At 55.6% G+C, this 24,798-nt stretch carries 24 protein-coding genes; 13 read left to right on the top strand and 11 right to left on the bottom strand.

What is annotated here, in order from left to right:
- The first annotated feature begins 93 nt into the window (after nucleotides 1–93).
- Nucleotides 94–1,254: an exo-beta-N-acetylmuramidase NamZ family protein gene (locus tag EJ361_RS18060; protein ID WP_126247038.1), complete on the top strand. Its 1,161-nt coding sequence runs from the start codon at nucleotides 94–96 to the stop codon at nucleotides 1,252–1,254.
- A gap of 19 nt (nucleotides 1,255–1,273) precedes the next feature.
- Nucleotides 1,274–2,191 (top strand): methionyl-tRNA formyltransferase, encoded by a 918-nt coding sequence (gene fmt, locus EJ361_RS18055; protein ID WP_126247037.1) that lies wholly within the window; start codon nucleotides 1,274–1,276, stop codon nucleotides 2,189–2,191.
- Between the two features lie 111 nt (nucleotides 2,192–2,302).
- Here fmt and EJ361_RS18050 read toward each other — a convergent pair whose 3' ends face one another.
- From EJ361_RS18050 to hemH, 6 genes are all read right to left on the bottom strand, one after another.
- Nucleotides 2,303–3,352 carry a LysM peptidoglycan-binding domain-containing protein gene (locus EJ361_RS18050; RefSeq protein WP_126247036.1) on the bottom strand — a complete coding sequence of 350 codons (1,050 nt, stop codon included), beginning with the start codon at nucleotides 3,350–3,352 and terminating at the stop codon, nucleotides 2,303–2,305.
- Between the two features lie 123 nt (nucleotides 3,353–3,475).
- Nucleotides 3,476–4,858, bottom strand: a complete 1,383-nt coding sequence (locus tag EJ361_RS18045; RefSeq protein WP_126247035.1) for a methyltransferase RsmF C-terminal domain-like protein — start codon at nucleotides 4,856–4,858, stop codon at nucleotides 3,476–3,478.
- Nucleotides 4,859–4,885: 27 nt separating this feature from the next.
- Nucleotides 4,886–6,454 (bottom strand): NAD(P)(+) transhydrogenase (Re/Si-specific) subunit beta, encoded by a 1,569-nt coding sequence (locus tag EJ361_RS18040; protein ID WP_126247034.1) that lies wholly within the window; start codon nucleotides 6,452–6,454, stop codon nucleotides 4,886–4,888.
- A gap of 7 nt (nucleotides 6,455–6,461) precedes the next feature.
- Nucleotides 6,462–6,770 carry an NAD(P) transhydrogenase subunit alpha gene (locus EJ361_RS18035; protein WP_126247033.1) on the bottom strand — a complete coding sequence of 103 codons (309 nt, stop codon included), beginning with the start codon at nucleotides 6,768–6,770 and terminating at the stop codon, nucleotides 6,462–6,464.
- Between the two features lie 29 nt (nucleotides 6,771–6,799).
- Nucleotides 6,800–7,933 carry a Re/Si-specific NAD(P)(+) transhydrogenase subunit alpha gene (locus EJ361_RS18030; protein ID WP_126247032.1) on the bottom strand — a complete coding sequence of 378 codons (1,134 nt, stop codon included), beginning with the start codon at nucleotides 7,931–7,933 and terminating at the stop codon, nucleotides 6,800–6,802.
- 138 nt (nucleotides 7,934–8,071) lie between these two features.
- Nucleotides 8,072–9,115: a ferrochelatase gene (gene hemH, locus EJ361_RS18025; RefSeq protein ID WP_126247031.1), complete on the bottom strand. Its 1,044-nt coding sequence runs from the start codon at nucleotides 9,113–9,115 to the stop codon at nucleotides 8,072–8,074.
- Between the two features lie 306 nt (nucleotides 9,116–9,421).
- Here hemH and hemA point away from each other — a divergent pair, with 306 nt between their 5' ends.
- Genes hemA through hemL form a run of 7 tightly spaced genes read left to right on the top strand, consistent with a single transcriptional unit; the run spans nucleotide 9,422 to nucleotide 16,545 of the window.
- On the top strand, nucleotides 9,422–10,675 hold the full coding sequence (gene hemA / locus EJ361_RS18020; protein ID WP_126247030.1) for a glutamyl-tRNA reductase: 1,254 nt from the start codon (nucleotides 9,422–9,424) through the stop codon (nucleotides 10,673–10,675).
- Between the two features lie 13 nt (nucleotides 10,676–10,688).
- The gene (gene hemC, locus EJ361_RS18015) at nucleotides 10,689–11,606 is read left to right on the top strand and encodes a hydroxymethylbilane synthase (protein ID WP_240646667.1); all 918 of its coding nucleotides are present in this window, start codon (nucleotides 10,689–10,691) and stop codon (nucleotides 11,604–11,606) included.
- Nucleotides 11,590–12,312 (top strand): uroporphyrinogen-III synthase, encoded by a 723-nt coding sequence (locus EJ361_RS18010; RefSeq protein WP_126247028.1) that lies wholly within the window; start codon nucleotides 11,590–11,592, stop codon nucleotides 12,310–12,312. Before hemC ends, EJ361_RS18010 begins: the two co-directional genes overlap by 17 nt.
- Nucleotides 12,309–13,337 (top strand): uroporphyrinogen decarboxylase, encoded by a 1,029-nt coding sequence (gene hemE, locus EJ361_RS18005; RefSeq protein WP_126247027.1) that lies wholly within the window; start codon nucleotides 12,309–12,311, stop codon nucleotides 13,335–13,337. Before EJ361_RS18010 ends, hemE begins: the two co-directional genes overlap by 4 nt.
- The gene (hemF, locus tag EJ361_RS18000; protein ID WP_126247026.1) at nucleotides 13,330–14,244 is read left to right on the top strand and encodes an oxygen-dependent coproporphyrinogen oxidase; all 915 of its coding nucleotides are present in this window, start codon (nucleotides 13,330–13,332) and stop codon (nucleotides 14,242–14,244) included. The genes hemE and hemF overlap by 8 nt, the downstream gene beginning before the upstream one ends.
- A 26-nt stretch (nucleotides 14,245–14,270) precedes the next feature.
- Nucleotides 14,271–15,242 (top strand): porphobilinogen synthase, encoded by a 972-nt coding sequence (gene hemB / locus EJ361_RS17995; protein ID WP_126247025.1) that lies wholly within the window; start codon nucleotides 14,271–14,273, stop codon nucleotides 15,240–15,242.
- 13 nt (nucleotides 15,243–15,255) lie between these two features.
- Nucleotides 15,256–16,545: a glutamate-1-semialdehyde 2,1-aminomutase gene (gene hemL / locus EJ361_RS17990; protein WP_126247024.1), complete on the top strand. Its 1,290-nt coding sequence runs from the start codon at nucleotides 15,256–15,258 to the stop codon at nucleotides 16,543–16,545.
- 97 nt (nucleotides 16,546–16,642) lie between these two features.
- On the opposite strand, the gene EJ361_RS17985 is transcribed toward hemL, so the two are convergent.
- Both EJ361_RS17985 and EJ361_RS17980 read right to left on the bottom strand, forming a co-directional pair.
- Nucleotides 16,643–17,416 (bottom strand): carboxylesterase family protein, encoded by a 774-nt coding sequence (locus tag EJ361_RS17985; protein ID WP_126247023.1) that lies wholly within the window; start codon nucleotides 17,414–17,416, stop codon nucleotides 16,643–16,645.
- Nucleotides 17,417–17,531: 115 nt separating this feature from the next.
- Entirely contained in the window at nucleotides 17,532–18,323 is a 792-nt protein-coding gene (locus EJ361_RS17980; protein WP_126247022.1) for a hypothetical protein, read from the bottom strand.
- Nucleotides 18,324–18,495: 172 nt separating this feature from the next.
- On the opposite strand from EJ361_RS17980, the gene EJ361_RS17975 reads away from it, so the two are divergent.
- On the top strand, nucleotides 18,496–19,089 hold the full coding sequence (locus EJ361_RS17975) for a DUF4142 domain-containing protein (protein ID WP_126247021.1): 594 nt from the start codon (nucleotides 18,496–18,498) through the stop codon (nucleotides 19,087–19,089).
- A gap of 212 nt (nucleotides 19,090–19,301) precedes the next feature.
- Here EJ361_RS17975 and EJ361_RS17970 read toward each other — a convergent pair whose 3' ends face one another.
- Nucleotides 19,302–19,766, bottom strand: coding sequence for a hypothetical protein (locus EJ361_RS17970; protein ID WP_126247020.1), 465 nt, complete (start codon nucleotides 19,764–19,766; stop codon nucleotides 19,302–19,304).
- Between the two features lie 160 nt (nucleotides 19,767–19,926).
- Between EJ361_RS17970 and EJ361_RS17965 the strand changes: the two genes are divergently transcribed.
- Nucleotides 19,927–21,030, top strand: a complete 1,104-nt coding sequence (locus EJ361_RS17965) for a calcium:proton antiporter (protein ID WP_126247019.1) — start codon at nucleotides 19,927–19,929, stop codon at nucleotides 21,028–21,030.
- A gap of 49 nt (nucleotides 21,031–21,079) precedes the next feature.
- On the opposite strand, the gene EJ361_RS17960 is transcribed toward EJ361_RS17965, so the two are convergent.
- A complete protein-coding gene (locus EJ361_RS17960) occupies nucleotides 21,080–21,469 on the bottom strand; it encodes a DUF5071 domain-containing protein (RefSeq protein ID WP_126247018.1) in 390 nt (129 codons plus the stop codon).
- 22 nt (nucleotides 21,470–21,491) lie between these two features.
- Entirely contained in the window at nucleotides 21,492–22,283 is a 792-nt protein-coding gene (locus EJ361_RS17955) for an O-methyltransferase (protein ID WP_240646666.1), read from the bottom strand.
- Nucleotides 22,284–22,475: 192 nt separating this feature from the next.
- Here EJ361_RS17955 and EJ361_RS17950 point away from each other — a divergent pair, with 192 nt between their 5' ends.
- Nucleotides 22,476–23,714, top strand: a complete 1,239-nt coding sequence (locus tag EJ361_RS17950) for a hypothetical protein (RefSeq protein ID WP_126247017.1) — start codon at nucleotides 22,476–22,478, stop codon at nucleotides 23,712–23,714.
- A 112-nt stretch (nucleotides 23,715–23,826) separates the two neighbouring features.
- Nucleotides 23,827–24,777 (top strand): hydrogen peroxide-inducible genes activator, encoded by a 951-nt coding sequence (locus EJ361_RS17945; RefSeq protein WP_126247016.1) that lies wholly within the window; start codon nucleotides 23,827–23,829, stop codon nucleotides 24,775–24,777.
- Nucleotides 24,778–24,798: the final 21 nt, after the last annotated feature.

The following is a 24,798-nucleotide window of genomic DNA, read 5'->3' as shown; positions in this document are numbered from 1 at the left end:
TTTTAAAATAAGATAATAGAAGGTGAAGGTACGTTTTTTGTTTTTTATTTCCGGAATGCCGCCTTATTTTGTTGATTTCAACCCGATTTCCGCATGACTCGATTCCTGAAACTACTGATCAGCTGTTGCTTCCCCATGGCCGTTTGGGCGCAAGACGCGAACGTGCGCACCGGCGCACAGCAGACCGACGTTTACCTCCCTCTCCTGAAAGGCAAACGGGTGGGCATGCTCGTGAACCAGACCGCCATGATCAGCCCGGGTGTTCACCTGGTAGACTCCCTCCTGGCGCACAAAGTCAATATCGTCAAGATTTTCAGTCCGGAACATGGTTTCCGGGGAATGGCAGACGCCGGGGAGAAGGTCGGCAACAGCCGCGACACGCGCACCGGGCTGCCGATCGTTTCCCTCTACGGCAAACACCGGCAGGCCGACGCGGCAGACCTGGCGGATGTGGATATCCTCGTTTTTGACGTGCAGGACGTGGGAACGCGGTTCTACACCTACATTTCCACCCTGCAGGAACTCATGGAATCGGCCGCCAAATTCGGCAAACCCCTCATCGTCCTCGACCGCCCCAATCCCAACGGCCATTATATCGACGGGCCCATCCTCGATACCGCCTTCCGTTCTTTCGTGGGCATGCAACCCATACCCACCGTGCATGGCATGACCGTGGCCGAATACGCGCAAATGCTAAACGGGGAAGGCTGGCTGGCCGGGAAAGTTCGATGCCACCTTACAGTAGTGCCCTGCGAAAACTACGACCATACCACCATGTACCAGCTACCGGTGAAACCTTCGCCGAACCTGCCCAATATGCGGAGCATTTACCTGTACGCGTCTACCTGCCTGTTCGAAGGGACGGTTTTCAGCCTGGGACGGGGAACAGACAAGCCTTTCCAGGTGTACGGCCATCCGCTGCTGCCCAAAAATCTCTTTTCCTTCACACCGAAAAGCGTACCCGGCGCGAAATCTCCCGTGCTGATGGACTCTACCTGCTACGGCTACGACCTTACCGCCATCGACCCGAAGGCAGACGAGATCGACCTGAGCTTCATCCTCAACGCCTACCGGCTTTTCCCCGAAAAAGCGCGTTTCTTCAATAACTTTTTCGACAAACTGGCGGGCAGCGACATCCTCCGGAAACAGATACAGCAGGGCCTTTCCGCCGAGGCGATCCGCAAAAGCTGGCAGCCCGGCCTGCAACGTTTCGCATCCATCCGGAAGAAATACCTGTTGTATACCGATTTCTAAATTGAATACATTTGCACCCATGAGAATCATTTTTATGGGAACGCCCGACTTCGCCGTTGCCTCGCTCGATGCGCTGGTGAAAGCCGGGTATAACGTAGTGGCGGCGATCACCGCGCCCGACAAACCGGCCGGCCGCGGGCTCCAGCTCCAGCAAAGCGCCGTGAAGCAATATGCCGTGGCGCACAACATCCCCGTGCTGCAACCCGAAAAACTGAAAAACCCCGCGTTCCTCGAAGAACTGCGCGGATACCGGGCCGACCTCCAGGTGGTGGTCGCATTCCGGATGCTGCCGGAACTGGTGTGGGACATGCCGCCGCTGGGCACTATCAACGTGCATGCCTCACTGCTGCCCCAATACCGCGGCGCGGCGCCCATCAATTGGGCCATCATTAACGGCGAAAGCAAAAGCGGCGTTACCACGTTCAAGCTCCAGCATGAAATCGATACGGGAAATATCCTCTTCAAATCGGAAGTGCCCATCCGCCCCGATGAAACCGCCGGCGAACTGCACGACGCGCTCATGCAGGCAGGCGCCGAAACGCTCCTCCGCACCGTGGCCGCGCTGAAAGAAGGGAATCTCCACGGCCAGCCGCAAGACGATATCGACGCCGGCCAACTGAAACATGCGCCGAAAATTTTCAAAGACGATTGCAGGATCGACTGGGAACAGCCACTGGAGAAAGTCTACAACCTCGTTCGCGGCCTTAGCCCCTACCCCGCCGCATTCACGACGCTGCAAGGCAAAACCCTGAAAATCTACAAAGCCTCGCCAGACCCTGTTGCGCACACCTGTGCACCCGGCACGGTACAAAGCGATCAGAAAACCTACCTCAAATTCGCCGCCCGTGGCGGTTTCCTGAATGTGTTGGAACTGCAGCTGGAAGGGAAAAAGAAAATGGGCGTGGAAGAATTTCTGCGGGGATTCCGTTTCGAGTAGCGAAGAAAAATAATGTTTACAGGGATGCAAATCCGGATATCGGAGGCCCCAGCAATAAAAAACGGGGCGCCTGGTGACAGGGCCCCGTTTTCGTTATGCGGTGTTGATGCGCTATTTCAGATCTTCGTAACTCAGCTCGCAGTAGAAGCGGCCTTCGCTGATGCCGAGGGCGTCCTGCGCGGCGTCGCTCAGTTTGATGATGAGGTTCGCATTGGCTTTCAGCTGCGGGATGGCGTCGAGCACTTTGGCGTACACGGAGCGGCCGGTGAGCGGGTTGGTTACCTTCACGATGGTGCCGCGCGGAACGGAATTATGCAAGGCGTAATATTTGCCAGAACCCACTACTGCGTTGCTTTTGAACCAGGAACCAGGGCCTTTCTCCTTCGTCACGTCGCGGCCATTGCCGGTTTGCTGGTTGAACATTCCTTCGAAGCCGCCATCTGGCACTGCGGGTGTACGGCCCAGGCTGGTCGGCGCTTTCTCTACGGGTTTGGATTCCGGAGCGGCGGTTTGGCTGTTGGAGGATACCGGCTTATTTTCCACGGGCGGCGTGGCCACCGGCTTGGTCTCCGGCGCGGCGGGCTGGCTCACAGCCGCTACCGGCTTGCTTTCCGCGGCCTGCGGCTTCTCCACTGGCCTGGACTCGGCCGCTACCGGGGTTTCCGCTGCAGGAGGCGGCGTAGATGCAGACGCAGTGGGCAACACAACCGACTGGCCGCTGCCTTTCACGTACCCCACAATAAGGAACGCATCTTTCTGCACACCGTCGCCCGAAAGGCGGTTCCATTCCCGCACATTGTCCAGCGGTACTTTACCGTAATTAACATGTATGCGGTACAGCGTTTCTTTCTCTGTGACACGGTGATATACCGGGCGCACGCCGGCGCCGGCAGATTTCGTTTGCACGAAATTTTGTTTGTTGAGGGGGATGAGGACCGACTGGCCGAGGCTGAGCCCGGCCGCCATATCCGTCTTGTTCCTTGCCGCAATCTCTTTGGGGCTCAGGCCATAAGCCCTGCCGAGGCTGTACCAGGTCTCTCCTTTCTTCACGGAATGCGTCAAATAGAGATCGGGCGATTTACCCTGTACCAAAAGCGTATCCTGTGCGGCTACCCTTATCGTACCGGCCATCAAAACACCCAACATTACTGACTTTAACATATTTACTAATACTTTAAGGGAACGAATATAAAAGTTTCCATCCAATTTACGGCTCCTGGCGCGCAAAGTAAATATCCACGCGAATTATGCACATCCGTAAGAACGCTGCGAAGCCCGTCCATATTATGTTTCCGGCATACCGGATTTCAAAATGCGCATTTCTTTGGGATAGTAGTTGTTGACACGGTTGGGAAGGATCTTCGCCCATCCCAGGTTCATCCCGCGATATCGCATGAGCGCCCAGCCTTTGAGCGGCTCGCCGAACCGGAGGTCTTCCCTGCGAAGATAATGCAATGCATCTTCCAAAGTTAGTTCCACCCCGGGTAAATCCTGCGCAATTATCGTGCTAAGCGCCAGCTGGTGGTCGGGAATCAGTTCTTTCGCCGAAAGCTGGCCCGCTTTCACACCCGCTTTCCGGATGTACAACTGTTGCAGCAGCGGCATGTCTTCCGCCACGGCGGGCGACAGCAACAGCACTTCGCCATCGTGTAACATCATGCGCACATCCGCGCCAGGCTTGAGCCAGGGCAATATGCGCTCCGCATCTTTCTTCGGCAGTTCCGCGAATTTCTGTTTTCCTTTTTTTGGTGGTCCGGCTTCGCCTTCTTTCCGGAAACAGGCGATGAAAAACCCTTCCCCCTTCACTTTATCCGGATAGAACCGGTACCCGGAGGCCTTATGCACAGGAGATGCTGTAGCAACGATGTTCCATTCCGGCTGCAATTGCAACGGCAGCGAAACGAGTTGTTCGTGATCCATGAGCCAGTCGAGCAGTTGTTCATCTTCCTCGCGCGCATACGAGCAGGTGGAATAAATCAGCACGCCGCCGGGTTTGAGGGACGGTAGCGCATCGGCCAGGATTCTTTGCTGGCGCTGGCTGCAGAGCATCACGTTGTCGTACGACCATTCATTGACCGCCTCCGGATCGCGCCGGAAGAGGCCGGAGCCGGAGCAGGGCGCATCCACGACCATCAGGTCGAAGAAACCTTCCAGCCGCGAAAAATCCCGCGGATCGTTGTTGGTGACTACTACGTCGGTAGTGCCCCATCTCGATAAATTATCCGCCAGCAGCGCGGCTCTCGGACGGATAACCTCATTGGAAACGAGGAAGCTCCCGGCCGGAAGCGCCGCCTGGATCAGCGTGCTCTTCCCCCCCGGCGCCGCGCAAAGATCGAGCGCCCTGAGGGGCGCCGAAGCCGGGATCGTTTGCCGCAGGGCTTCTTCGAGGAACATCGATGACGCCTCCTGCACGTAATACGCGCCGGCATGGAATTGCGGATCGAATGTAAACGACGGGCGGGTGGAAAGATAGTAGCCGCCGCGGGCCCAGGGCACGCGCGTAATTTCCAGCTGCGGAAAAACGGACGTGGCATCCTGCACCTTCTGCGGCTGCAAACGCACGCTGGTGATCCTTTCCGGGGATTCATGCACTGCCAGGAAAGCGGCGGCATCGTATCCCGGAAGGCCTGTCAATGTATCGATAAATGCCTGAGGTAATGCTGGCACGGAAATATTTTCCGCAAATGTAAAGATTTATAACGTCTTCACTTCCGCCACCAGCTGTTGCAGCACCGATTTGGCATCGCCGAAGAGCATGGAGGTTTTGGGCTGGAAGAACAGTTCGTTTTCGATGCCGGCGTAACCGGGCTTCATGCTGCGCTTGTTCACGATCACCATTTTGGCCAGTTCCACTTCCAGGATGGGCATGCCGTATATGGGGCTGGAAGGATCGTTTTTGGCTGCGGGATTTACCACGTCGTTAGCGCCCAAAACCAGCACCACGTCCGTATTCGGCATGGCGGCGTTGGCCGTTTCCATTTCTTCCAGTTTCTCGTACGGCACATCCGCTTCCGCGAGCAACACGTTCATATGCCCCGGCATGCGGCCCGCCACGGGATGGATGGCGTAATTCACTTCCACGCCTTTTTCTTCCAGCAGTTTTTCCAGCTCATGGCAAACGTGTTGCGCCTGTGCCACGGCGAGGCCGTATCCCGGTACGATCATCACTTTGCCGGCATACCGCATCATGACGGCGGCATCGGAAATGGTCACTTCCTTGTAATTGCCCTGTTCCTTCGAACCGCCGCCGGCGGATGTTGCCTTTGCGCCGAAAGATCCGATCAGCACGTTCTTCAGCGACCGGTTCATGGCCTTGCACATGAGAATGGTGAGGATCGTGCCGGCAGACCCTACGAGAATACCGCCGGTGAGCATCACCGGATTGTCGTACAGGAAGCCGCCGCACGCAGCGGCCACGCCGGTAAAGGAATTGAGCAGCGAAATCACGACAGGCATATCCGCCCCGCCGATGGGCATAACGAACATGACGCCGTAAATCAAAGACAATGCAAACACGGTATAAAACAGGATATGTACGATCGAACCGGCTTGCTGAACGTCCAGTTTCATACCGATCCCCTGCCCGCGCATTTGATTACCGACGAACAACTCTCCATTTCCGTAAGCATGATGAACATCAAACAGCAGCCACGCGGTGCCGATCACGATCAATGCCAGTACGAGCAGGTTCATGATGTGCTGTCCGTTGAAGGAAAAATCCTTCACTTTGCCGTTCAGTTTTCCCCAGGCAACCATGCTGCCGGCGAAGGAAATGCTGCCGATAATGAGGCCGAGCAGGATGATGAGATATTTCCCGGCCGGGTTGGTGAAACTTTCGCCCACATGGATATCTCCGCTGATCGTGAGGCCGGGCCCAACCACTTCTTTAAAGAACCTGGCGAGGTCGATGAAATTATGATTGGCGAGATGATCGAATTCCACGATGGAAATGAGCATCGCGCAGGCGCCGCCCATACCGTTGAAGAGGCTCACCATTTCGGGCATGGCCGTCATTTTCACCTTTTTCGCGGCCAGTACGCCGACAACGGAACCGATGAAGAGCCCGCCGAATATCCAGCCGTAGTTATGCAGCCGTTCCCCGTTTTCCTCGTACAGGAAAATGGTGCCGATAATGGCGATGAACATGCCCCCCGCCGCTATGAGGTTGCCTTTGCGGGCGGTGGCAGGGTTGCTGAGCATCTTGAGGCCCACGATGAACGTGATGGAGCCGATGAGGTAAGCGAGCGTCAATAATCCGGACATAAGGAGCTTATTTCTTCTTTTTAAACATTTCCAGCATGCGATCGGTCACCACGAAACCACCCACTACGTTGAGCGTGCCGAGTATTACGGCGAGGAACCCAAGCACCAGGGCCAGCCAGTTGTCCGCCTCGGCCTTTCCCATTACGATGATGGCGCCGATGATCACCACGCCGTGAATGGCGTTGGCGCCGCTCATGAGCGGTGTGTGCAAAACGGACGGAACCCGCGAGATCACTTCGATCCCCAGGAAGACAGACAGTATCACGATGTATACCATCTCGATGTGGAGTTGCAGAAAATCCAGGATTGCGGTCATAATTCGATCTGTTGGAATGGAATGAAATATCAGACGGCCGCGGGTTGCAGCTGTTTAACGCGCTCGTTCACCACCTGCCCGTCTCTGGCGATGCAGGCCCCCTGCACGATGTCGTCCGCAAAATCCGGCTGCCACTGCCCTTCTTTTCCGATGAGCAGTTTCAGGAAATTATGCATGTTTTTCGCATAGAGCTTGCTCGCGTCTGCAGGCGCCGTGCCGGCCAGGTCGGAATTGCCGATGATGGTGACATCTTTGTGGACGATCGTTTCCCCGTTCTTCGTCAACCCCGTGTTCCCGCCCGTTGCCGCCGCCAGGTCGATAATGACGCTCCCCGGCCGCATGCCTTCCACCGCTGCCGTGGGCAACAGTATGGGCGCGGGTTTGCCGGGAATCTGGGCGGTGGTGATCACGACATCCGCTTTGGCGGCGCTTTCCGCGATGCGGGCCGCCTGCCGTTCCTTGAAATCTTCTGATTGCTCCACGGCATACCCGCCCGCTTTCGACGCGTCTGCCGCGCCTTCCACTTCCACGAATCTGGCGCCGAGGCTCATCACTTCTTCCTTCACGGCCGGCCGCGTATCGAATACTTCTACCACCGCTCCCAGCCTGCGCGCCGTAGCGATCGCCTGGAGACCGGCCACGCCGGCGCCGAGAATGAGCACTTTGGCCGGCGGAATGCTGCCCGCCGCGGTCATGAACATGGGGAAATAGCGGCTATACGTGAACGCGGCCAGCAGTACGGCTTTGTACCCGGCAATGTTGGCCTGGGAACTGAGCACGTCCATGCTCTGGGCGCGGGTGGTGCGGGGGATGGAATCGAGACTGAAAATGGTGAACTGCCTGCCGGCCAGTTGTTGCATCAGTGCGGGGTTGAACAGGGGCTGGAACACGCCGGCCCAGGTTTTTCCGGGCGGTACCTTTTCGAAATCCGCCGCTTCCGGTGGACGGATCGTCAGCAGCACGTCTGCGCCCTTCAGGATGTCTTCACGGGATTTGAGGGCTGCCCCGGCCTCGCGGTAACCGCTGTCCGGATAAAACGCCGCGGCCCCTGCGCCTTCCTCCACCCAAACTTCCACCTGTTGCTGAACGAGTTGCTTTACGACTTCCGGAACGAGCGATACCCTGTTTTCACCTGAATTTTCTTTGAGAACGGCCAAGATCATCGGGTTGGAATTTAGCTGATGGAATTTAGTGAAAAAATCCGGTCTGGCCGAAATAAATATCTCCGCAAACCACCCGTACCCGCACAAAAAAAGCCGGCGCACACACGCCGGCTTCCGTTTCTATCTTTTTCAAGGTTTTTAAACCATGACCGTTTCCATTTTTTCGCGGCACAGGATGCCGAGGGCTTTCACCCATTCCGGATGCGTGTTCACACAGGGGATCATCGTGAAAGAATCGCCGCCCGACTCGATGAAGGTATGCTTCCCTTCCACCGCGATCTCTTCCAGCGTTTCCAGGCAGTCGGACACGAACGCCGGGCAAGCCACCAGCAGCTTTTTCACGCCTTCTTTCGGCAACGAGCGCAGGCGCTCGTCGGTATACGGCCGGATCCATTCTTCCCTGCCGAGGCGGCTCTGGAACGAAACGCTCCATTTTTCCTTCGGGATGCCCAGTTCCTTCGCAACCAGCTCCGCCGTAACGGTCACCTGGTGGCGGTAACACTGCTTGTGCGCGCGGGAATCCACATGGCAACAGTCGTTCACTTTCAGGCAGTGCCCGCCCGTTACGTCGCCTTTACGTATATGCCTTACCGGTACTCCATGGTAGCTGAACAGGAGATGGTCGAAATCCTGCTCCACGTAAGGCCGCATGCTTTCCGCCACGGCGTGGATGTAGTCGGGATGGCGGTAAAACGGCTCCACGATCTTCATTTCGAAGGGATACTTTTTCTTACGGTAGATTTCCTTCGCGTATTCTGCGGCGGTCTCGAAGCTGCTCATCGCGTAATGCGGGTACAGCGGCACGAGGATGACGTTTTTCACGCCGGGATGTTCTTTCACGATCTTGTTGAAAGTGAATTCGGGGGAAGGATTGCCATATCGCATGGTGATCTCTACCGGCATTTCGAGATCGTGCTGAAGCGCTTTCTGGAGTTGCTGTGTGAGCACGATGAGCGGGGAGCCCTCTTTCCACCAGATACTCTTGTACGCTTCGGCGCTCTTTTCCGCGCGTTTCGGAACGATGACGCCGCCCACGAGGAGCTTGCGCATCAGCCAGGGGTAATCGATCACCCGTTTGTCCATCAAAAATTCGAGGAGGTATTTCTTCACGTCCGGAACAGCGGTGGAATCCGGCGATCCAAGGTTCATGAGCACGATTGCGGTATCAGATATTGCGACCATATAACTTGTCAAATTCCTGCAAAAGTAAGTGCTTTTACAGGGAACTTCCGCATGATGTGTCATTAAATTGTTAGATTCGTTTTGATGGAACCGGCCACGGAGGCCGACTTTACCATGACATCCATCATGGCTCTACGTCATGCGATTGTTACAATGCGGCAGCAGAACGGTGTTCAGCCACCTGATCAAAATCATTTTTTCACAGCGGCATTCACCATAGGGAGAAATGACATACCGGTGACAGCCCCTGACGTGGTTTTGAAGGGTATGACAGTATTTTTGCACCCGGAAGCTTTTAAGAAAATCATGCAGGTCAATCAGCCTAAAGACATATCGAATTTTCATATCGTTGGGATCAACTATAAGAAAACTGACGCTGCGATCCGGGGACTTTTTGCCATAAACCAGGACCAATACCAGCAACTTTTACTGGCGGCGCAATCCGCCGGCATGAACGATCTGTTCGTGCTCTCTACTTGCAACCGCACGGAAGTTTACGGATTCGCGCCGGACCCGACGGTGCTCATGCGCCTCCTTTGCGACGCCGCCAACGGCAACCCGCAGGTATTTGCGCAGATGGCATATGTCAAATCGGGAGAAGGCGCCGTAAGGCATCTTTACCAGGTGGGCACGGGGCTGGACAGCCAGATCCTCGGCGACTATGAGATCATCGGCCAGATCAAGGGCGCTGCCAAGTTTGCGAAAGCGAACGGATGTGTGGGCACTTTCCTGGAAAGACTGGTAAACAGCGTGCTGCAGGTTTCCAAACTCATCAAGAACGAAACCGGCCTCAGCTCCGGCACCGTTTCGGTGGCATTCGCCGCCGTAAGGCTCCTGGAAGCCAAAGTGGCCGATATCCAAAATAAAAACATCGTATTGCTCGGTGTGGGCAAAATCGGCCGTAACACCTGCAAGAACATGATGGATTACCTGGGCGTGCGCAACATCACGCTCATTAACCGGACTACGGCCGTGGCGGAAGATTTCGCCGGGAAGCACGGGTTGCGGTATGCTCCTTACGAGCAGATGGACGAATCGCTCCGCGCGGCAGACGTGATCCTGGTGGCCACCAACGCCCCCCAGCCCACGATCCTCCGCAAACACATGGAAGGTACGGCATCAAAACTGGTGGTAGACCTTTCCATCCCCTTCAACGTTGCCCCCGACGTGCGCGATCTGCCCCATGTCGAAGTCGTGAACGTAGACGATCTCGGCAAGATACAGGACGAAACCCTCGCCCGCCGGCTCAACGAAGTTCCCAAAGCCATCTCCATCATCGAGGAGCACATGGAAGAATTCCTCTACTGGCACAAAATGCGCAAGCATGCCGTGGTACTCAAAGCGGTAAAGGAAAAACTCACCGAAATCCATGCCCGCGAGATCAAGGAACAGAAAAACGGCGCACATTATAACCTGGAAGACATCGAGGAAGTTTCTTCCCGCATCATCCAGAAAATGATCAATCTCATGGCCGGAAAAGTGCGCAAGGAAACTGAAAAGGGCGATATGTACATCGCCATGATCAGTGAAATATTCGAGACCGGCGCAAACCAGGAATAAAACAATGGACAAAATGATCCGAATAGGCACACGGGATAGCCAACTCGCCATGTGGCAGGCTAACCTGGTGAAAGATTTATTGACACAATACGGCCATGCCGCAGAACTGGTCCCCATTAAAAGTGAAGGCGACATCGACCTGATAACGCCCCTTTACGAGATCGGCGTTCAGGGCATTTTCACCAAAACGCTCGACATCGCGCTGCTCTCCGGCAAGATCGACGTGGCGGTCCATTCCTTCAAAGACGTGCCCACCCAGCTGCCCCAGGGGCTGATCAACGCCGCCATCCTGGAGCGCGGGCCGGTGAAAGATCTGCTCGTCCACAAAGGCAGCACCGCTTTCCTCGACGATCCCGCATCCACCGCCAACATCGCCACCAGCAGCATCCGCCGCAGGGCGCAATGGCTCCGCCGGTACCCCCATCACCAGCTCCACAACCTCCGCGGCAACGTTATCAAGCGCCTGGAAAAGCTCGCCGCCGAGAACTGGGACGCCGCCATTTTCGCCGCCGCAGGGCTGGAACGGATCAACGTTCGCCCGGGAAACTCAATGGAGCTCGACTGGATGATCCCCGCACCTGCGCAAGGCGCCATCGTGGCCGCCTGCCGGGAAGATAACACGGCAGTCCGCGAAGCCCTGGCTCCGCTGCACCATGCAGATACCGCCATTTGCACCGGCGAAGAGCGCGCTTTCCTGCGCACCCTCCTCGGCGGCTGCACCACACCTATCAGCGCCTTCGCCTATATCAACGACGGCGAACTGTTTTTCGAAGGCAGCCTTTGCAGCCTCGACGGCAGCCGCTCGCTCCTGGCCTCCCGCCGCGTTCCCGTTTCGGCGGCCGCAGGCACGGGGCACGACGCCGCGCTCGACATCATTTCCCAGGGCGGAGACGCCATCATCCAGGAAATCAAACATGCCCAACAGCGATAAATACCGCATATTAAGCACCAAATCCCTCCAGGAATCGCTGCGCCAGGCCGCCGCACAACGCGGCATCGCCCTGGTAGACCAGCCTTTCATCGACATCCTGCCGGTACGCACGCCCCAACTGGACGCGCGGCTGCGGGAGATCGCCCTCGGTGGACAGATACTCGTTTTCACCAGTCCGAATACGGTAAAATCCGTGACCGGGTACTGGGATAACGGCGTGAAACAGCAGATTTACTGCCTTGGCGGCGCCACGCTCGAAGTGGTGCAGGCCGAAATCCCCGGTGCGGAAGTGCTGGCGACGGCAGCCAGTTCCCTGGAACTGGCGAAGCTGATCGTAGCGGACGCCACCATCGGAAAAGTGGTGTTCCTTTGCGGGAACATCCGCCGGAACGAGCTGCCCGAGCACCTTTCCGCCCACCAGATCGGCGTGGAGGAACTCGTGGTATACCATACCGTGGAAACGCCCGCTTTGCTGGGAGAACGGTACGACGGGGTCCTGTTTTTCAGTCCCAGCAGCGTCCGCAGCTTTTTCCAGCAGAATGCGCCTGACGGGGCAACCGTTTACTTCGCCATCGGCGAAACGACGGGCGCCGCTGTGCGGGAAATTACCGGCCGGCAGCCGGTCATCGGTGCGGAAGCTTCGGTTCCCGCGCTGGTGCAGACAGCCATCGATTATTTTGACAACATCAATAATAGCAACGAATGAACGGATTACAGAACGACCTGCTGCTGAAGGCCCTTTCGGGCAGCCCGGTACCCCGCCCCCCGGTATGGATGATGCGCCAGGCCGGCCGCTTTTTGCCTGACTATATCAAGCTCCGCGATAAATATTCCTTCTTCGAGCGTTGCCAGACGCCCGAACTGGCCACCGAGATCACCGTGATGCCGGTAGACCAGGTAGGGGTAGACGCGGCCATCATCTTCTCCGACATCCTCGTGGTACCGCAGGCGATGGGTATGGAAGTGCAACTCGTGGAAAAATTGGGGCCCCTCCTCCCACAGCCCGTTAAATCGGCGGCAGACCTCGACCGCATTCATATCCCCGACGTGAAAGACAGCCTGCATTACGTGATGGACGCCCTGCGCCTCACCAAACAGACGCTGGCCGGCCGCGTGCCCCTGATCGGCTTCGCCGGCGCCCCCTGGACGCTGCTTTGCTACATGGTACAGGGCAAGGGCTCTAAAACATTCGACGAGGCCAAAGCTTTCTGCTATACCCAGCCCGAAGTGGCCCACGAACTGCTGAACCGCATCACCGAAACCACCATCGCCTACCTGAAAGCGCAGGTGGAAGCGGGTGCAGACGTGGTACAGATTTTCGATTCGTGGGGCGGGCTGCTGAGCCCGGAAGATTTCGAAAACTTCTCCCTCCGGTACATCCGCCGCATCGTGGCCGCATTGCAGGGCGTTGCCCCCGTGATCGTGTTCGCCAAAGGCGCCTGGTTCGCACTGGAAGAAATGGCCGCCACCGGTGCGCAGGGCCTCGGCCTCGACTGGTGCATCAAACCGGAACTGGCCCGCAAATTTGCAGGGCCTGCCGTAACTTTGCAAGGCAATTTCGACCCCGCGCAGCTCATGAAGCCCATCCCGGAAATACAGAAATCCGTGAAAGCCATGATCGACGCGTTCGGGCCGCAGCGCTACATCGCCAACCTGGGCCACGGCATTTTGCCGAACATCCCGGTAGATCATGCCAAAGCATTCATCGAAGCCGTTAAGAACTATGCATAATATTTCCGTAAAAGACCGTTTCGTCCCTTTCATCCACCAGCTGCAAAACGACATCTGCGCTGCGCTGGAGCAGGCAGACGGGAAAGCGAAGTTCCGTGAAGACCGCTGGGAGCGGCCGGAAGGCGGCGGGGGCATCACCCGCGTCATCTCCGGCGGCAATGTTTTCCAGAAAGGAGGCGTGAACACCTCGGTCGTAAGCGGGAAACTGCCGCCCGTTATGGCACAGCAGTTCAAAGTGCCGGACAACAGCAGCTTCCTGGCGGCGGGGCTCTCGCTCGTCATCCATCCCGAAAACCCTTATGTGCCAACGGTGCACGCCAACTGGCGGTACTTTGAGCTGTACGGGGAAGACGGATCGGTGCGGGATATGTGGTTCGGCGGAGGGGCAGACCTCACGCCGTATTACCTTCAGGAAGAAGACGGCGTTCATTTTCACCGTACCTTCAAGGAAGCCTGCGGCGGATATTACGAACAATACAAGCGCCAGTGCGACGAATACTTCGTCAACAAGCACCGGAACAACGAAGCCCGCGGGATCGGCGGCGTGTTTTACGACTACCTTCGCCCATCGGCGGAGCGTACGGCCGAAGACCTGCTGCAGTTCCAGTTTTCCAATGGCAATGCGTTCATATCCTCCTACCTGCCTATCGTTGAAAAGCGGAAAACCGCTCCTTACGGCGAAGCACAGGTGGAGTGGCAGGAATACCGGCGCGGCCGGTACGTGGAATTCAACCTGATCCACGACCGCGGCACGCTTTTCGGGCTCAAGACCAACGGCAGGATCGAATCGATCCTTATGAGCCTCCCCGCCCGCGCGCGCTGGGAATACGATTACCACCCGGCGCCCGGCAGCCCGGAAGCGGAACTGCTGGAATACCTCAAGCCGCGCGAGTGGGTAAAACCGTAACAGACGAACCTTAAAATATTTCAGTGATGATCAGAAGAAACAGAATTTTGCGCACCTCCCCCGCCATCCGTGCGATGGTAGCGGAAACCATTTTGACCCCGGCCAATTTCATCGCCCCGCTTTTCGTGGTGGAAGGTAAAGGCGTGAAGGAAGAGATCGCGTCCATGCCAGGATATTTCCGTTATTCCCTCGACGGTACCGTGCAGGAAGCGAAGGAACTGTGGGCCATGGGCATCAGGAGCGTGCTGCTGTTCATTAAATGTGCGGATGAACTGAAAGACAACAAAGGCACCGAGGCCGTGAACCCCGACGGGCTCATGCAGCGCGCCATCAAAGCCGTAAAGGACGCCGTTCCGGGAATGGTGGTGATGACCGACGTTGCGCTGGACCCCTTCTCCATCTATGGGCACGACGGCATCGTGGAGGGAGAAGAGATCGTGAACGACGCTACGGTGGAAGTGCTGGCGCAGATGAGCCTCAGCCATGCGCAGGCCGGTGCGGACTTTGTGGCACCCAGCGATATGATGGACGGGCGCATCGGCGCTATCCGCGACATCCTTGAAGAAAACAACTTCACCAAAACCGGCATCATGGCTTATAGTGCCAAATACGCCAGCTGCTTCTACGGTCCTTTCCGCGACGCGCTGGATTCCGCGCCCGGTTTCGGTGACAAGAAAACATACCAGATGGATTATGCCAACGCCCGCGAAGCCCTCCGCGAAACGCTGATGGACGTAGACGAAGGCGCCGATATCGTGATGGTGAAACCCGCCATGGCGTATCTCGACATCATCCGCCTGATCAAAGACAGTGTAACCGTTCCCGTGAGCGCCTACCATGTATCCGGCGAATACGCCATGATCAAGGCGGCGGCGAAAATGGGATGGATCAATGAAGAAAAGGCCATCCTGGAAAGCCTTACCAGCATCAAGCGGGCCGGGGCCGACCTCATTGCCACGTACTTCGCCAAAGATGCGGTACGCCTGTTAAACCAATAAAAACCCTGCAAAGATGTTTACAAAAAGCCAAGCATTATTCGAAAAGGCCGGCAGATCGATCCCCGGCGGCGTGAATTCTCCCGTGCGTGCATTCCGCAGCGTGGGCGGCACGCCCGTGTTCATGCAGCACGCGAAAGGCGCGTATATGTACGACGTAGACGGCAACCGCTATGTGGATTACATCAACTCCTGGGGCCCCATGATCCTCGGCCATGCCTATGAGCCCGTGGTGAAAGCCATCCAGGAACATGCCACGTTCAGCACGTCTTTCGGCGCGCCCACCGAGCTGGAAGTGACCGTGGCCGAGCTGATCGTAAGCATGGTGCCCAATATCGACATGGTGCGCATGGTAAACTCCGGCACGGAAGCCTGTATGAGCGCCCTGCGCCTCGCACGCGGGTTCACCGGCCGTAACAAGGTGATCAAGTTCGAGGGTAATTACCACGGGCATGCAGACTCGTTCCTCGTAAGTGCAGGCAGCGGCGTGGCTACCCTTGGCATACAGTCCGTTCCCGGCGTTACGGTGGCCGTGGCGGAAGATACCCTCAGTGTTCCTTACAATAACCTTCCCGCGGTGGAGCAACTCGTCGCCGAAAACCCCGACCAGATCGCCGCCATCATCGTAGAGCCCGTTGCGGGCAACATGGGCTGCATCCTGCCACAGCCGGGATTCCTGGAAGGTTTGCGCGCGATCTGCGATAAAAACGGCATCATTTTCATTATGGACGAAGTGATGACCGGCTTCCGCCTCGCCCGTGGCGGCGCACAGGAACTGTTCAACATCAAGGCCGACATCGTAACCTTCGGCAAGATCATCGGCGGCGGCATGCCCGTTGGCGCCTTCGCCGGGAAGCGCGAGATCATGGAACACATCGCCCCCGCGGGCAAAGTGTACCAGGCCGGTACCCTCAGCGGCAATCCCATCGCCATGATCGCGGGATACACCCTCCTGAAAACGCTCAACGATCACCCGAACATCTATTCCCAGCTGGAAGAAAAAACCAATGCGCTGGTTGGCGGCCTGCGCGAAGCGTTGGGCGCGGCCGGCGTCGTTCACCAGGTCAACCACATCGGTTCCATGATGAGCGTGCATTTCGCGGAATATCCCATCGTGGATTTCACCTCCGCTTCCGGCGCCAACAACGAACTGTTCCGCCGGTTCTTCCACGCCATGCTGGAAAGAGGCGTGTACCTGCCGCCCTCCGCATTCGAGAGCTGGTTCATCAGCCACGCCCTCGGCCAGGAAGATATCGGCTTCACCATCGACGCAGCCAAAGCGGCAATGCAGGCCATCAAAGCATAAAAAAAACAGCCCGGAGCGCCATGCTCCGGGCCTGTTCATACATCGTTAACGATCAATTGAATATTGTGAGAGTGGAGCTGCCTTCGGGCAGCTTTTTTTATTTCAGCCGATGCGAGAACAGCCATGGCAGCAGCTCCGGATCTGCGAAAGCGTTATCCCAACTGTTGTGCCCCACGCCGGGGTACTCCGTATATTTCACGTCGGCGCCCTTTTCTTTCAGCATCTCGTAAAACTTCCGGCTGGAAGTCGGCGGTACCACATTATCGTCTGCCCCGTGGAAGATCCAGAGCGCCGTGTTCTTGGCGTAGCGCTTGGCCAGCTTTTCGTTGCCCGCGCCACAAATGGGGAACGCGGCGGCGAAGCGCCTGGGGAAGCGCGACAACATATCGAAAGTACCCATCCCGCCCATCGACAGGCCGCCGACGTAGACACGTTTGGCGTCTACGCTACCGGAGGCCAGGAGGCTGTCTATCAGCTGGTAAAGCAGTCGCGACGGCGCCGTGGGCGGAAGGGATGTGGGGAAATTGAAGATGCGGTCGCCCGTGGAGTCCTGCGTTACCATCATGGGCGCCCAGGTGGCATTGTCGGCGCATTGCGGGAATACGACGAAAGCCGGGAATTGCTGGCGGATGGAATCGTTCCCGAAAAACGGCCCGCCGTTCACGAGTTGTTTTTCGTTATCCGCCCCCCGTTCGCCGATACCATGCATGAAAATAATGAGCGGATAGGTTTTACCAGCATTGTATCCGGCCGGCGGGAGGAACCGGTACGGCAGCGTCTCCGCGCCGCGCGTGAACCAGCGGGCTTCGTAGCCCTGGGCCCCTGCGAACAACGGACAGCAAATCAGCAAGGATAGTAAAAATCGTTTCATATTCTCAAGATAAGCAATTACCGGGCCTTTTTGCGGTTGTTAACAATCTGCTGCGGTTATCCCGTAGGCGTTAGGGAAAATTAACTTCAATTCCGGAATATCAGTCGATTTTAAACTAGCCCTTTTCCCTATGTTCCCAATAAAACCCGCGGACCTGGTTGAACATGAGCTGGCTGAAGCTTTCCAGCGTTTCGATGCTGATCTCCCGGAAACGGTTGCGGTAACGAAGGGCGAAGTAAACGGAGCCCAGCGTCGGGTATTTGACGTCTTCGTACGCCAGTTTGACCTCGCGCCCCGCATTGAGCCGGAAACCTTTAAAGCCCCCTCGATAGTATTCATATCTTTCCAGCAACTGCCTGCCGGATGCATCGAACCGGTACATAAACTCCCCTCCATACATGGCTACATCGGCAGGCTGCAGGGCGGGCAGCAGGTAAATGGAAATGCTGCGGTCGCCATTGAGGCGGATGAACTTGTTCATCCGTACGTACGAACGCCCCAGCATGAGGCCCGCATATTTGTAAGACGACCGTATGCAGCGGGACACTGCATGCAGCATGGCCGTATCCGGCCTGGGCTCGCTGACGGCTTCTATGGAATCGGAACGGTTGATGCGGAAATGCAGCGCCAGGTCGTACGCCGTATCCTGGAACTTACCATACGCCCCGTACCAGAGGCTATCCCGCCCCCTGTACACGAACCATTCCTTTCCCGTGCGCTGCAACAGGTCCATATCTGCGTGGGTTACGGTATCGGAAAGGCGCCAGGCGGCGCTGTCGTATTCGATCAGCCATTCAGCCGTGCGCACATGCGCCGAAAACTCCGCCACCGGGAACGCCGGCTTGTCTGCCAGCCCGTTGACATGTAAATGCACCAGCAGAAAAGCCAGGTATTTCCAAAGTATCATAGGACAGGGTCGTAATTTCTTCCTTCAAATATATAAAAAATAATAATACATAGAACAGATCAGACATTCCGGGAAGCAAACTCCACACTTTTCCGCAAAGTCGGGTTAACAGCCATGCGAATCCGTATGGCATAGAATTTTCAAAGGATTACCTGAACCCAATCCTGCAAATATGAAAAGAATAATGGCATACCTGCTTCCAGTTGCGATAGGCTTCGCAGCCTGTAACAGCGGTGGCACGCAAAACAACGGCGACACTACGCTGCCTTCAGACACGGGCATCACAGATAACATGGCCCGTGATGCGAACCGCGATGTGCTGCCCGACGATTCCGTGCGCGACGATTCCAAAAGCCTCGTGAAAGCCGCTGAAGACGGCCTGTTCGAAGTACGGCTTTCCACCGACGCGCAATCGAAGGCCAGTTCCGCATCCGTGAAAACGTTGGCCAAACACATGCAGCAGTCGCACGAGAAGATCAATAAGGATTTGAAGGCGCTCGCCGCTGAAAAAAGCATCGTAACGCCTACCGCCATCAGCGACGGTCAATCGAAAGACATCAGCGATTTAATGGAAAAAAGCGGAAAGGATTTTGACAAAGCTTTTGTGGACAAGCTCGAATCGGCGCATAAAGATGCGATAGATTTATTCGAAAAAATGTCGGAAAAGGCGGAAGATCCGGATATCAAGGCATTCTTCACCAGGCACTTGCCCGAGCTTCGCATGCATCTGGACATGGTGATGAAAGAGAAAGATAAATTGAAGTAGCTACAAACCAATAGGAAGTTTCCTGATCCGGGTAATGCCGGCGAAGGGAATGGAGAGATTGGATGAGGAGGGTGAGCGTTTTGCTCATCCTCTTTTTTATTGATGCCAGATCTATTTCACAGGTTTCATCAGCCAATTTCTAATGCGGCCAACCGATATCCAGCAAACCAAATTCCCCCGAATGTCTATTTCTCCACTAATATGCTCTTTAATCATTTCGCATCAAATTCTACCGGCAATGCAGCCCACCCATCCGGAGGAACGAGTGAATCCCTGCATTCCGGAACATGGAACAATATGCGGGCTATTTCGGGATTTTTCGAAGAAAATTTTACGTAATAACGCCCGTTCTCGAAGTTTACGTACGTGCTTCTTGCAGTTCTGCCGGAGGTTTCAAACCTTCTGCCGTTTATAAAGTAATAGTAAAATACGTAGCGCGAGTTGTTCTGATAAATCTGGCCCGTTGTATACCCTATCGTATACCGGCCGTTTTCAGCAAGTTCCTTTTCCTCGGCTTTATTAACTTTATCGTAAACGATCACATACAACACCGGCATGGCGATAAACAAAGCGCTGCCGATAAAAACTTCGGTCCAGGTGGGTATTCTACTCGTCCAGCCAAACGGTTCCCACGTGATCCTCCATTTCCCGGTTTCTTCCGGTTCATTCAGTAGCATGGTGTCTCATTTTCAAACATTCCTAAACATACCATCAAATCCCCATATTACAAACATCCATTCAACAAAACGCCTTACTTATCAGTTATATTAGTCATAGTGTCCCGGATTCTAACGGAATTTTAAGGTGCCGGGGAACGGCAAATACTTATTTTACACCATGCCATACAATCACATCCTTTCCCGCAAATGGAACATCAAGCTCCCGTTATGGACCCTCGTTTCCCCGATCATCGGGGCCTGTTTCCTCGCGTTTGCAGGGGCGGAACTGTCTGGCTGGATGGCCGCGCTCCTCGGCGTTTCCCTCATCAGCGTGGTGCTCGCCGCCGTTCACCACGCCGAAGTGGTGGCGCATAAAGTCGGCGAGCCTTACGGCACCCTCATCCTCGCGCTCGCCATCACCGTCATAGAAGTTTCCCTCATCGTGTCGATGATGCTGTCCAAAGACGGCGCAGGCTCCACTACCCTCGCGCGCGACACCGTTTTCGCCGCCATCATGCTCATCAACACGGGCATCATCGGGATTTGCCTGCTCTGGGGCTCCTATCTCCATAAGGAACAGATCTATATCAAACAGGGCGTTTCCGCAGCGCTTGTGACCCTCACGGCCATTTCCGTGCTCACGCTCGTGCTGCCCAATTTCACGACCACCACGCCCGGGCCCGTCTATTCCTCCAGCCAGCTCATTTTCGTGGCCATTATTTCGCTGGTTTTATACGGCGGCTTCGTGTCTGTCCAAACCGTCCGCCACCGCGACTATTTTCTGCCGGAAGAAAGCGAAGGAGATTACCACGCGGCACCGCCGACACACCTCACTACCGCCATCAGTCTCGTCACCCTCGTGGTTTCGCTGGCGATCGTGGTGTTGCTGTCTAAGAAATTGTCGCCCACGATCGAGGGCATCGTCATGGACCTTGGCGCGCCCAAGAGCCTGGTGGGCGTCATCATCGCCGCGGTGATCCTCATGCCGGAAGGCCTCGCCGCCATCCGCGCGGCCCGCAAAAACAGGTTACAAACGAGTCTGAACCTGGCGCTGGGGTCGGCACTGGCATCCATCGGCCTTACGATCCCCGCCGTGGCGCTGGTGTCGATCATCGCGGGGTTCGATGTAACGCTGGGGATCGATACGAAATCTACCTTGTTGTTATTGTTATCGCTATTCACGATCAGTATTTCCTTCAATGCCGGGCGTACCAACATCCAGCAGGGCGTGGTGTTGCTGGTGATCCTGGCGACGTATCTGTTTACGACGATCGTGCCGTAGTCGGAGAAAATGCGATTAGTTTTCGGATGAATAAGGTTCACCCTTTCCATCACAGGAGATTCCATTCCTGCGCCAGTTCGCGCGCTGCCTGCGAGGTGTCGTGATAGATTTCGCCGGTGGTGGGATTTTGCGCCATGCGCAGGAGCATCGCCAGCAATTGCGGCTCTGCCATGGGAACGCGTGCTTTTTCGAGGAGATAAATGCAGTTGGTTTTCCAGATATCGTTGTCCGTAGCGAACACATCACAAAATTCCGCGGCCAGTTCGTGGATATGCGGCATGAGGTAATTGTAGATCGGGTTGAAATGAGGGCTGTTGATGTCTTCCAGCCACTCCATCAAAGCCATGGCAAATGGCCTTGCCGCCGTCCATTCGGTTTTGCGCAGCAATTCGATCGCCTTGTCGTCGCATTTGTGGGCGGGCACGAAGGAAGGAAGCATACCGGAATTTACGCCGATTTCCTCAGAATTTGATGGTAAAATGCTGCTTCGCCTTGAAATCGGGGCGCACGAACGCGATGCCGATAAAGAAAAGGTCGATGGTAGTGGTTACGGAAGGATGGGATTTCACCGTTTCCCAGGCGCGTTCCATCCCCTCCGTCCAATGCACGTCATCGAAAATAACGATGCTGTTGGGCCCGAGGAATGGCAGGCTTTCCTCGAAATAGCGGACCGTTGGCTCCTCCCGGTGATTACCGTCTATATACACGATATCGGGGTTCGGCATATTTTGGAGCACTCCCCGCAGTTCATTGTCGAAATTGCCGGTATGCTGGCGGATATTTTCCAGTCCGAGGGTTGAAAAATTCATTTTTGCGAGCGCCGCGATGTTGGGACAACCTTCGATGGTATGCACCGTGGCCCCGGCCGAAGCCATGTAGGCCGTGGAAAGGCCCAGCGAAGTCCCCAGTTCCAGGACGTTCTTTGCATCCAGGTATTGGACGAGGCGGTAGAACAGCTGCCCGAACTTGGCCGGTTTGGCCGCATGCCGCACAATGTCGCGGACGCGCCGGGAATTGGAAGCACCCGTCAGCGAACCGGCACCGAGGTCCGTCACCTCCACCACATCGCCGCTTTGCAACAGTCGCGTGCGCAACCGCTCAACCGGCTCATAAGCCGGACGGAAGCCCTTTTTGTTGAGAACTTCCTCTACAAGACCGTACACGAAGGGCGAATGCACATCGTGCCGGTTGCCCGCCGTCATATAATAACGGATATATTTCTTAGCCAATGCCGCCTGGTGCCGTATGCTCAATGTCAATCAGTTTTTATTCAAAAAACAGGGGTAATTCAGCCGCCAAAGGTATAAAAAAGGCCTAATACGACGATCGGGATTTATTGACTAGGGGTTATGCAGTAAAATTTATCACTATCTTTACATGTTGGAACTATTTTTGGCATTATATTTTCTTTAAGGTTTTCTTAACATAAAAAGGACATTTCAAGCATGCTCAAGCTAATCAGATGGATGATGCCATTTGCGATGACGGGATTTGTGACATTGACCGCACTGGCGCAGGACCCTACGCCCACGCCTCCGACGGATATTAAGCCGCCGCAGGTGAGGACCGCCGATACGACCATCAAGAAAATCATGGAGGATCTGCAAAAAGTAGCCGACAGCGATAAACAGAACGCCAAGGCCATCGAACAGCTGTCGCTCGGCCGGGAACTGGACAACATCACCAAATACGACCTGATCAAGAACAACCTGATACAGGCCACCGAAACCTACTATCTGCTCAACAAAAAGATCATCGACCTCAAATCCAGGACCACCACTTCCAACCTGGACGTGTTCATCACCTCGCTCAACAACCCGGAAAGCAAGGAACTCGGCTTTTCGCTGAGCGACCGCGTCGTGGAACTGGTCGAAAAGATCATCCTCAAAGGCAAATCCGACAAGAACGAGCGCAATACCAAGCTGGTAGAATCCACCAAATCCATCATCAACAGCCCGATCTTCAAATCTTTCACCTCCCTCACACCGCCCCTGGCCATCGCCAGCTCGGTGATGAACTTCCTCCACAGCGTGAGCCAGTCCAACAAGGCCATCAACCACAAACTGTTGCAGGATTTCGAAAAGGAGCTGAATAAATATGTGATCTATTACACGGCCCTCAACGATGCGAACCAGAAATTCGAATTCGGCCTCAACTTCAATAAAGACCAGCTTTCCCTCCTGCAGGATAATATGTACGACCACCTCGCCTTCACCGCGCAGGTGCTCAAAACACCCCTTCCCGCACGCGGCAACAAAACCATCGCCGAATCGCTGAACGAATATTTCATCGATTTCCGGAAAGATAAAGTGGTGGATTTCTTCGCCAAACTGGAAACCCAGTATTCCAAAGGCGGAAAAATCAACTACGAAAGCCTCCTGCGCGACAATCCCAACCTGAAGGAAGCGAACAACCAGCTCGAAGACCTCGTGCTCATGACCAAACGCTTCGAAAACCTCTACAATGAGTACTTCAGCCTGCTGGATTCCTATTATACCAAGGTAAACCACTCGCTCCGCCTCGCGCAAGACAACGCCCTGGCAGAACGCACCATCGTGGAAGCCAAGCAAAACGAATTCCGCGGCCTCAAAAACGAAGCCGTACAGGAAATCCAGGCGTCCATCAACATGCGCGAGCTCACCCTCAATGTCGACAAGATCAAATACCGTTACCGGATCTTCTAAAACCGGCAACGTTCACACCCTATTCATTACGAACGGCACCTCCGCCGTTCGTAATTTTTTTTATAGATATCGCCTATTGTTCCCGTACCTTGCAATTGATTTTACCAATATCATGACTACGGTACAACTGGAATATGTAGTAGCGGTAGACACGCACCGAAGCTTCGTTACCGCCGCGGAAAAATGCTTTGTGACCCAGCCCACGCTGAGCATGCAGATCCAAAAACTGGAAGACGAACTGGGCGTGAAAATTTTCGACCGGAGCAAACTCCCGGTGGTGCCCACCGAGATCGGTTCGGCCGTCATCGCCCAGGCGCGCATCATCATCAAGGAAAATGCCCGCATCCGCGAAATCATCGCAGACCGCAAGAAGGAAGTGCAGGGCACCCTGAAAGTAGGGATCATCCCCACGCTCGCTCCTTACCTCCTCCCCCGTGTATTAACGGCCTTCCTGAAAAAATACCCGAAAGTGAAACTGGAAGTCTGGGAATACTCCACCGAACAGATCATCCAGCTGCTGCGGCAGGAACAGCTCGACTGCGGCCTCCTGGCCACCCCCCTTCACAACCAGCACCTCGAAGAACACCCGCTGTTTTACGAAAACTTCGTCATCTACGCCGCCAAAAGCAACAAACTGTCGGAAAAGAAACTCGTGGATGCGGCAGATCTCGACACCAAAGACATCTGGGTCCTCAACGAAGGCCATTGTATGCGCAACCAGGTGCTGAACATCTGCCAGGACAAGTTCGGCATGGGCGAATTCAAGAACCTGGAATACAACACCGGCAGCGTGGAAACCCTCAAACGCATGGTGGAGCTCAACGAAGGTTATACCATCCTGCCCGAGCTCAGCCTGCAGGACCTAACGGCCAAACAACTCAACATGGTCCGCTTTTTCCGGTCGCCCGAGCCCGTGCGCGAGATCAGTCTCGTCACGCACCGGTACTTCATCAAACAGGCGCTCATCGAAGCTTTCCGGAAAGAAATACTGGCCAGCGTCCCCGAAAAGATGCGCACCCGCAAAACGCGCAAGGTGATCGACATCCTGCTGGAAAAACCGTAGCCTGGCCGTGGAAGGGAATGG

Source organism: Chitinophaga rhizosphaerae, assembly GCF_003958645.1.
Lineage (GTDB): Bacteria > Bacteroidota > Bacteroidia > Chitinophagales > Chitinophagaceae > Chitinophaga > Chitinophaga rhizosphaerae.
The sequence above is the reverse complement of the archived record's forward strand: the minus strand, read 5'-3'. Positions and strand labels throughout refer to the sequence as shown.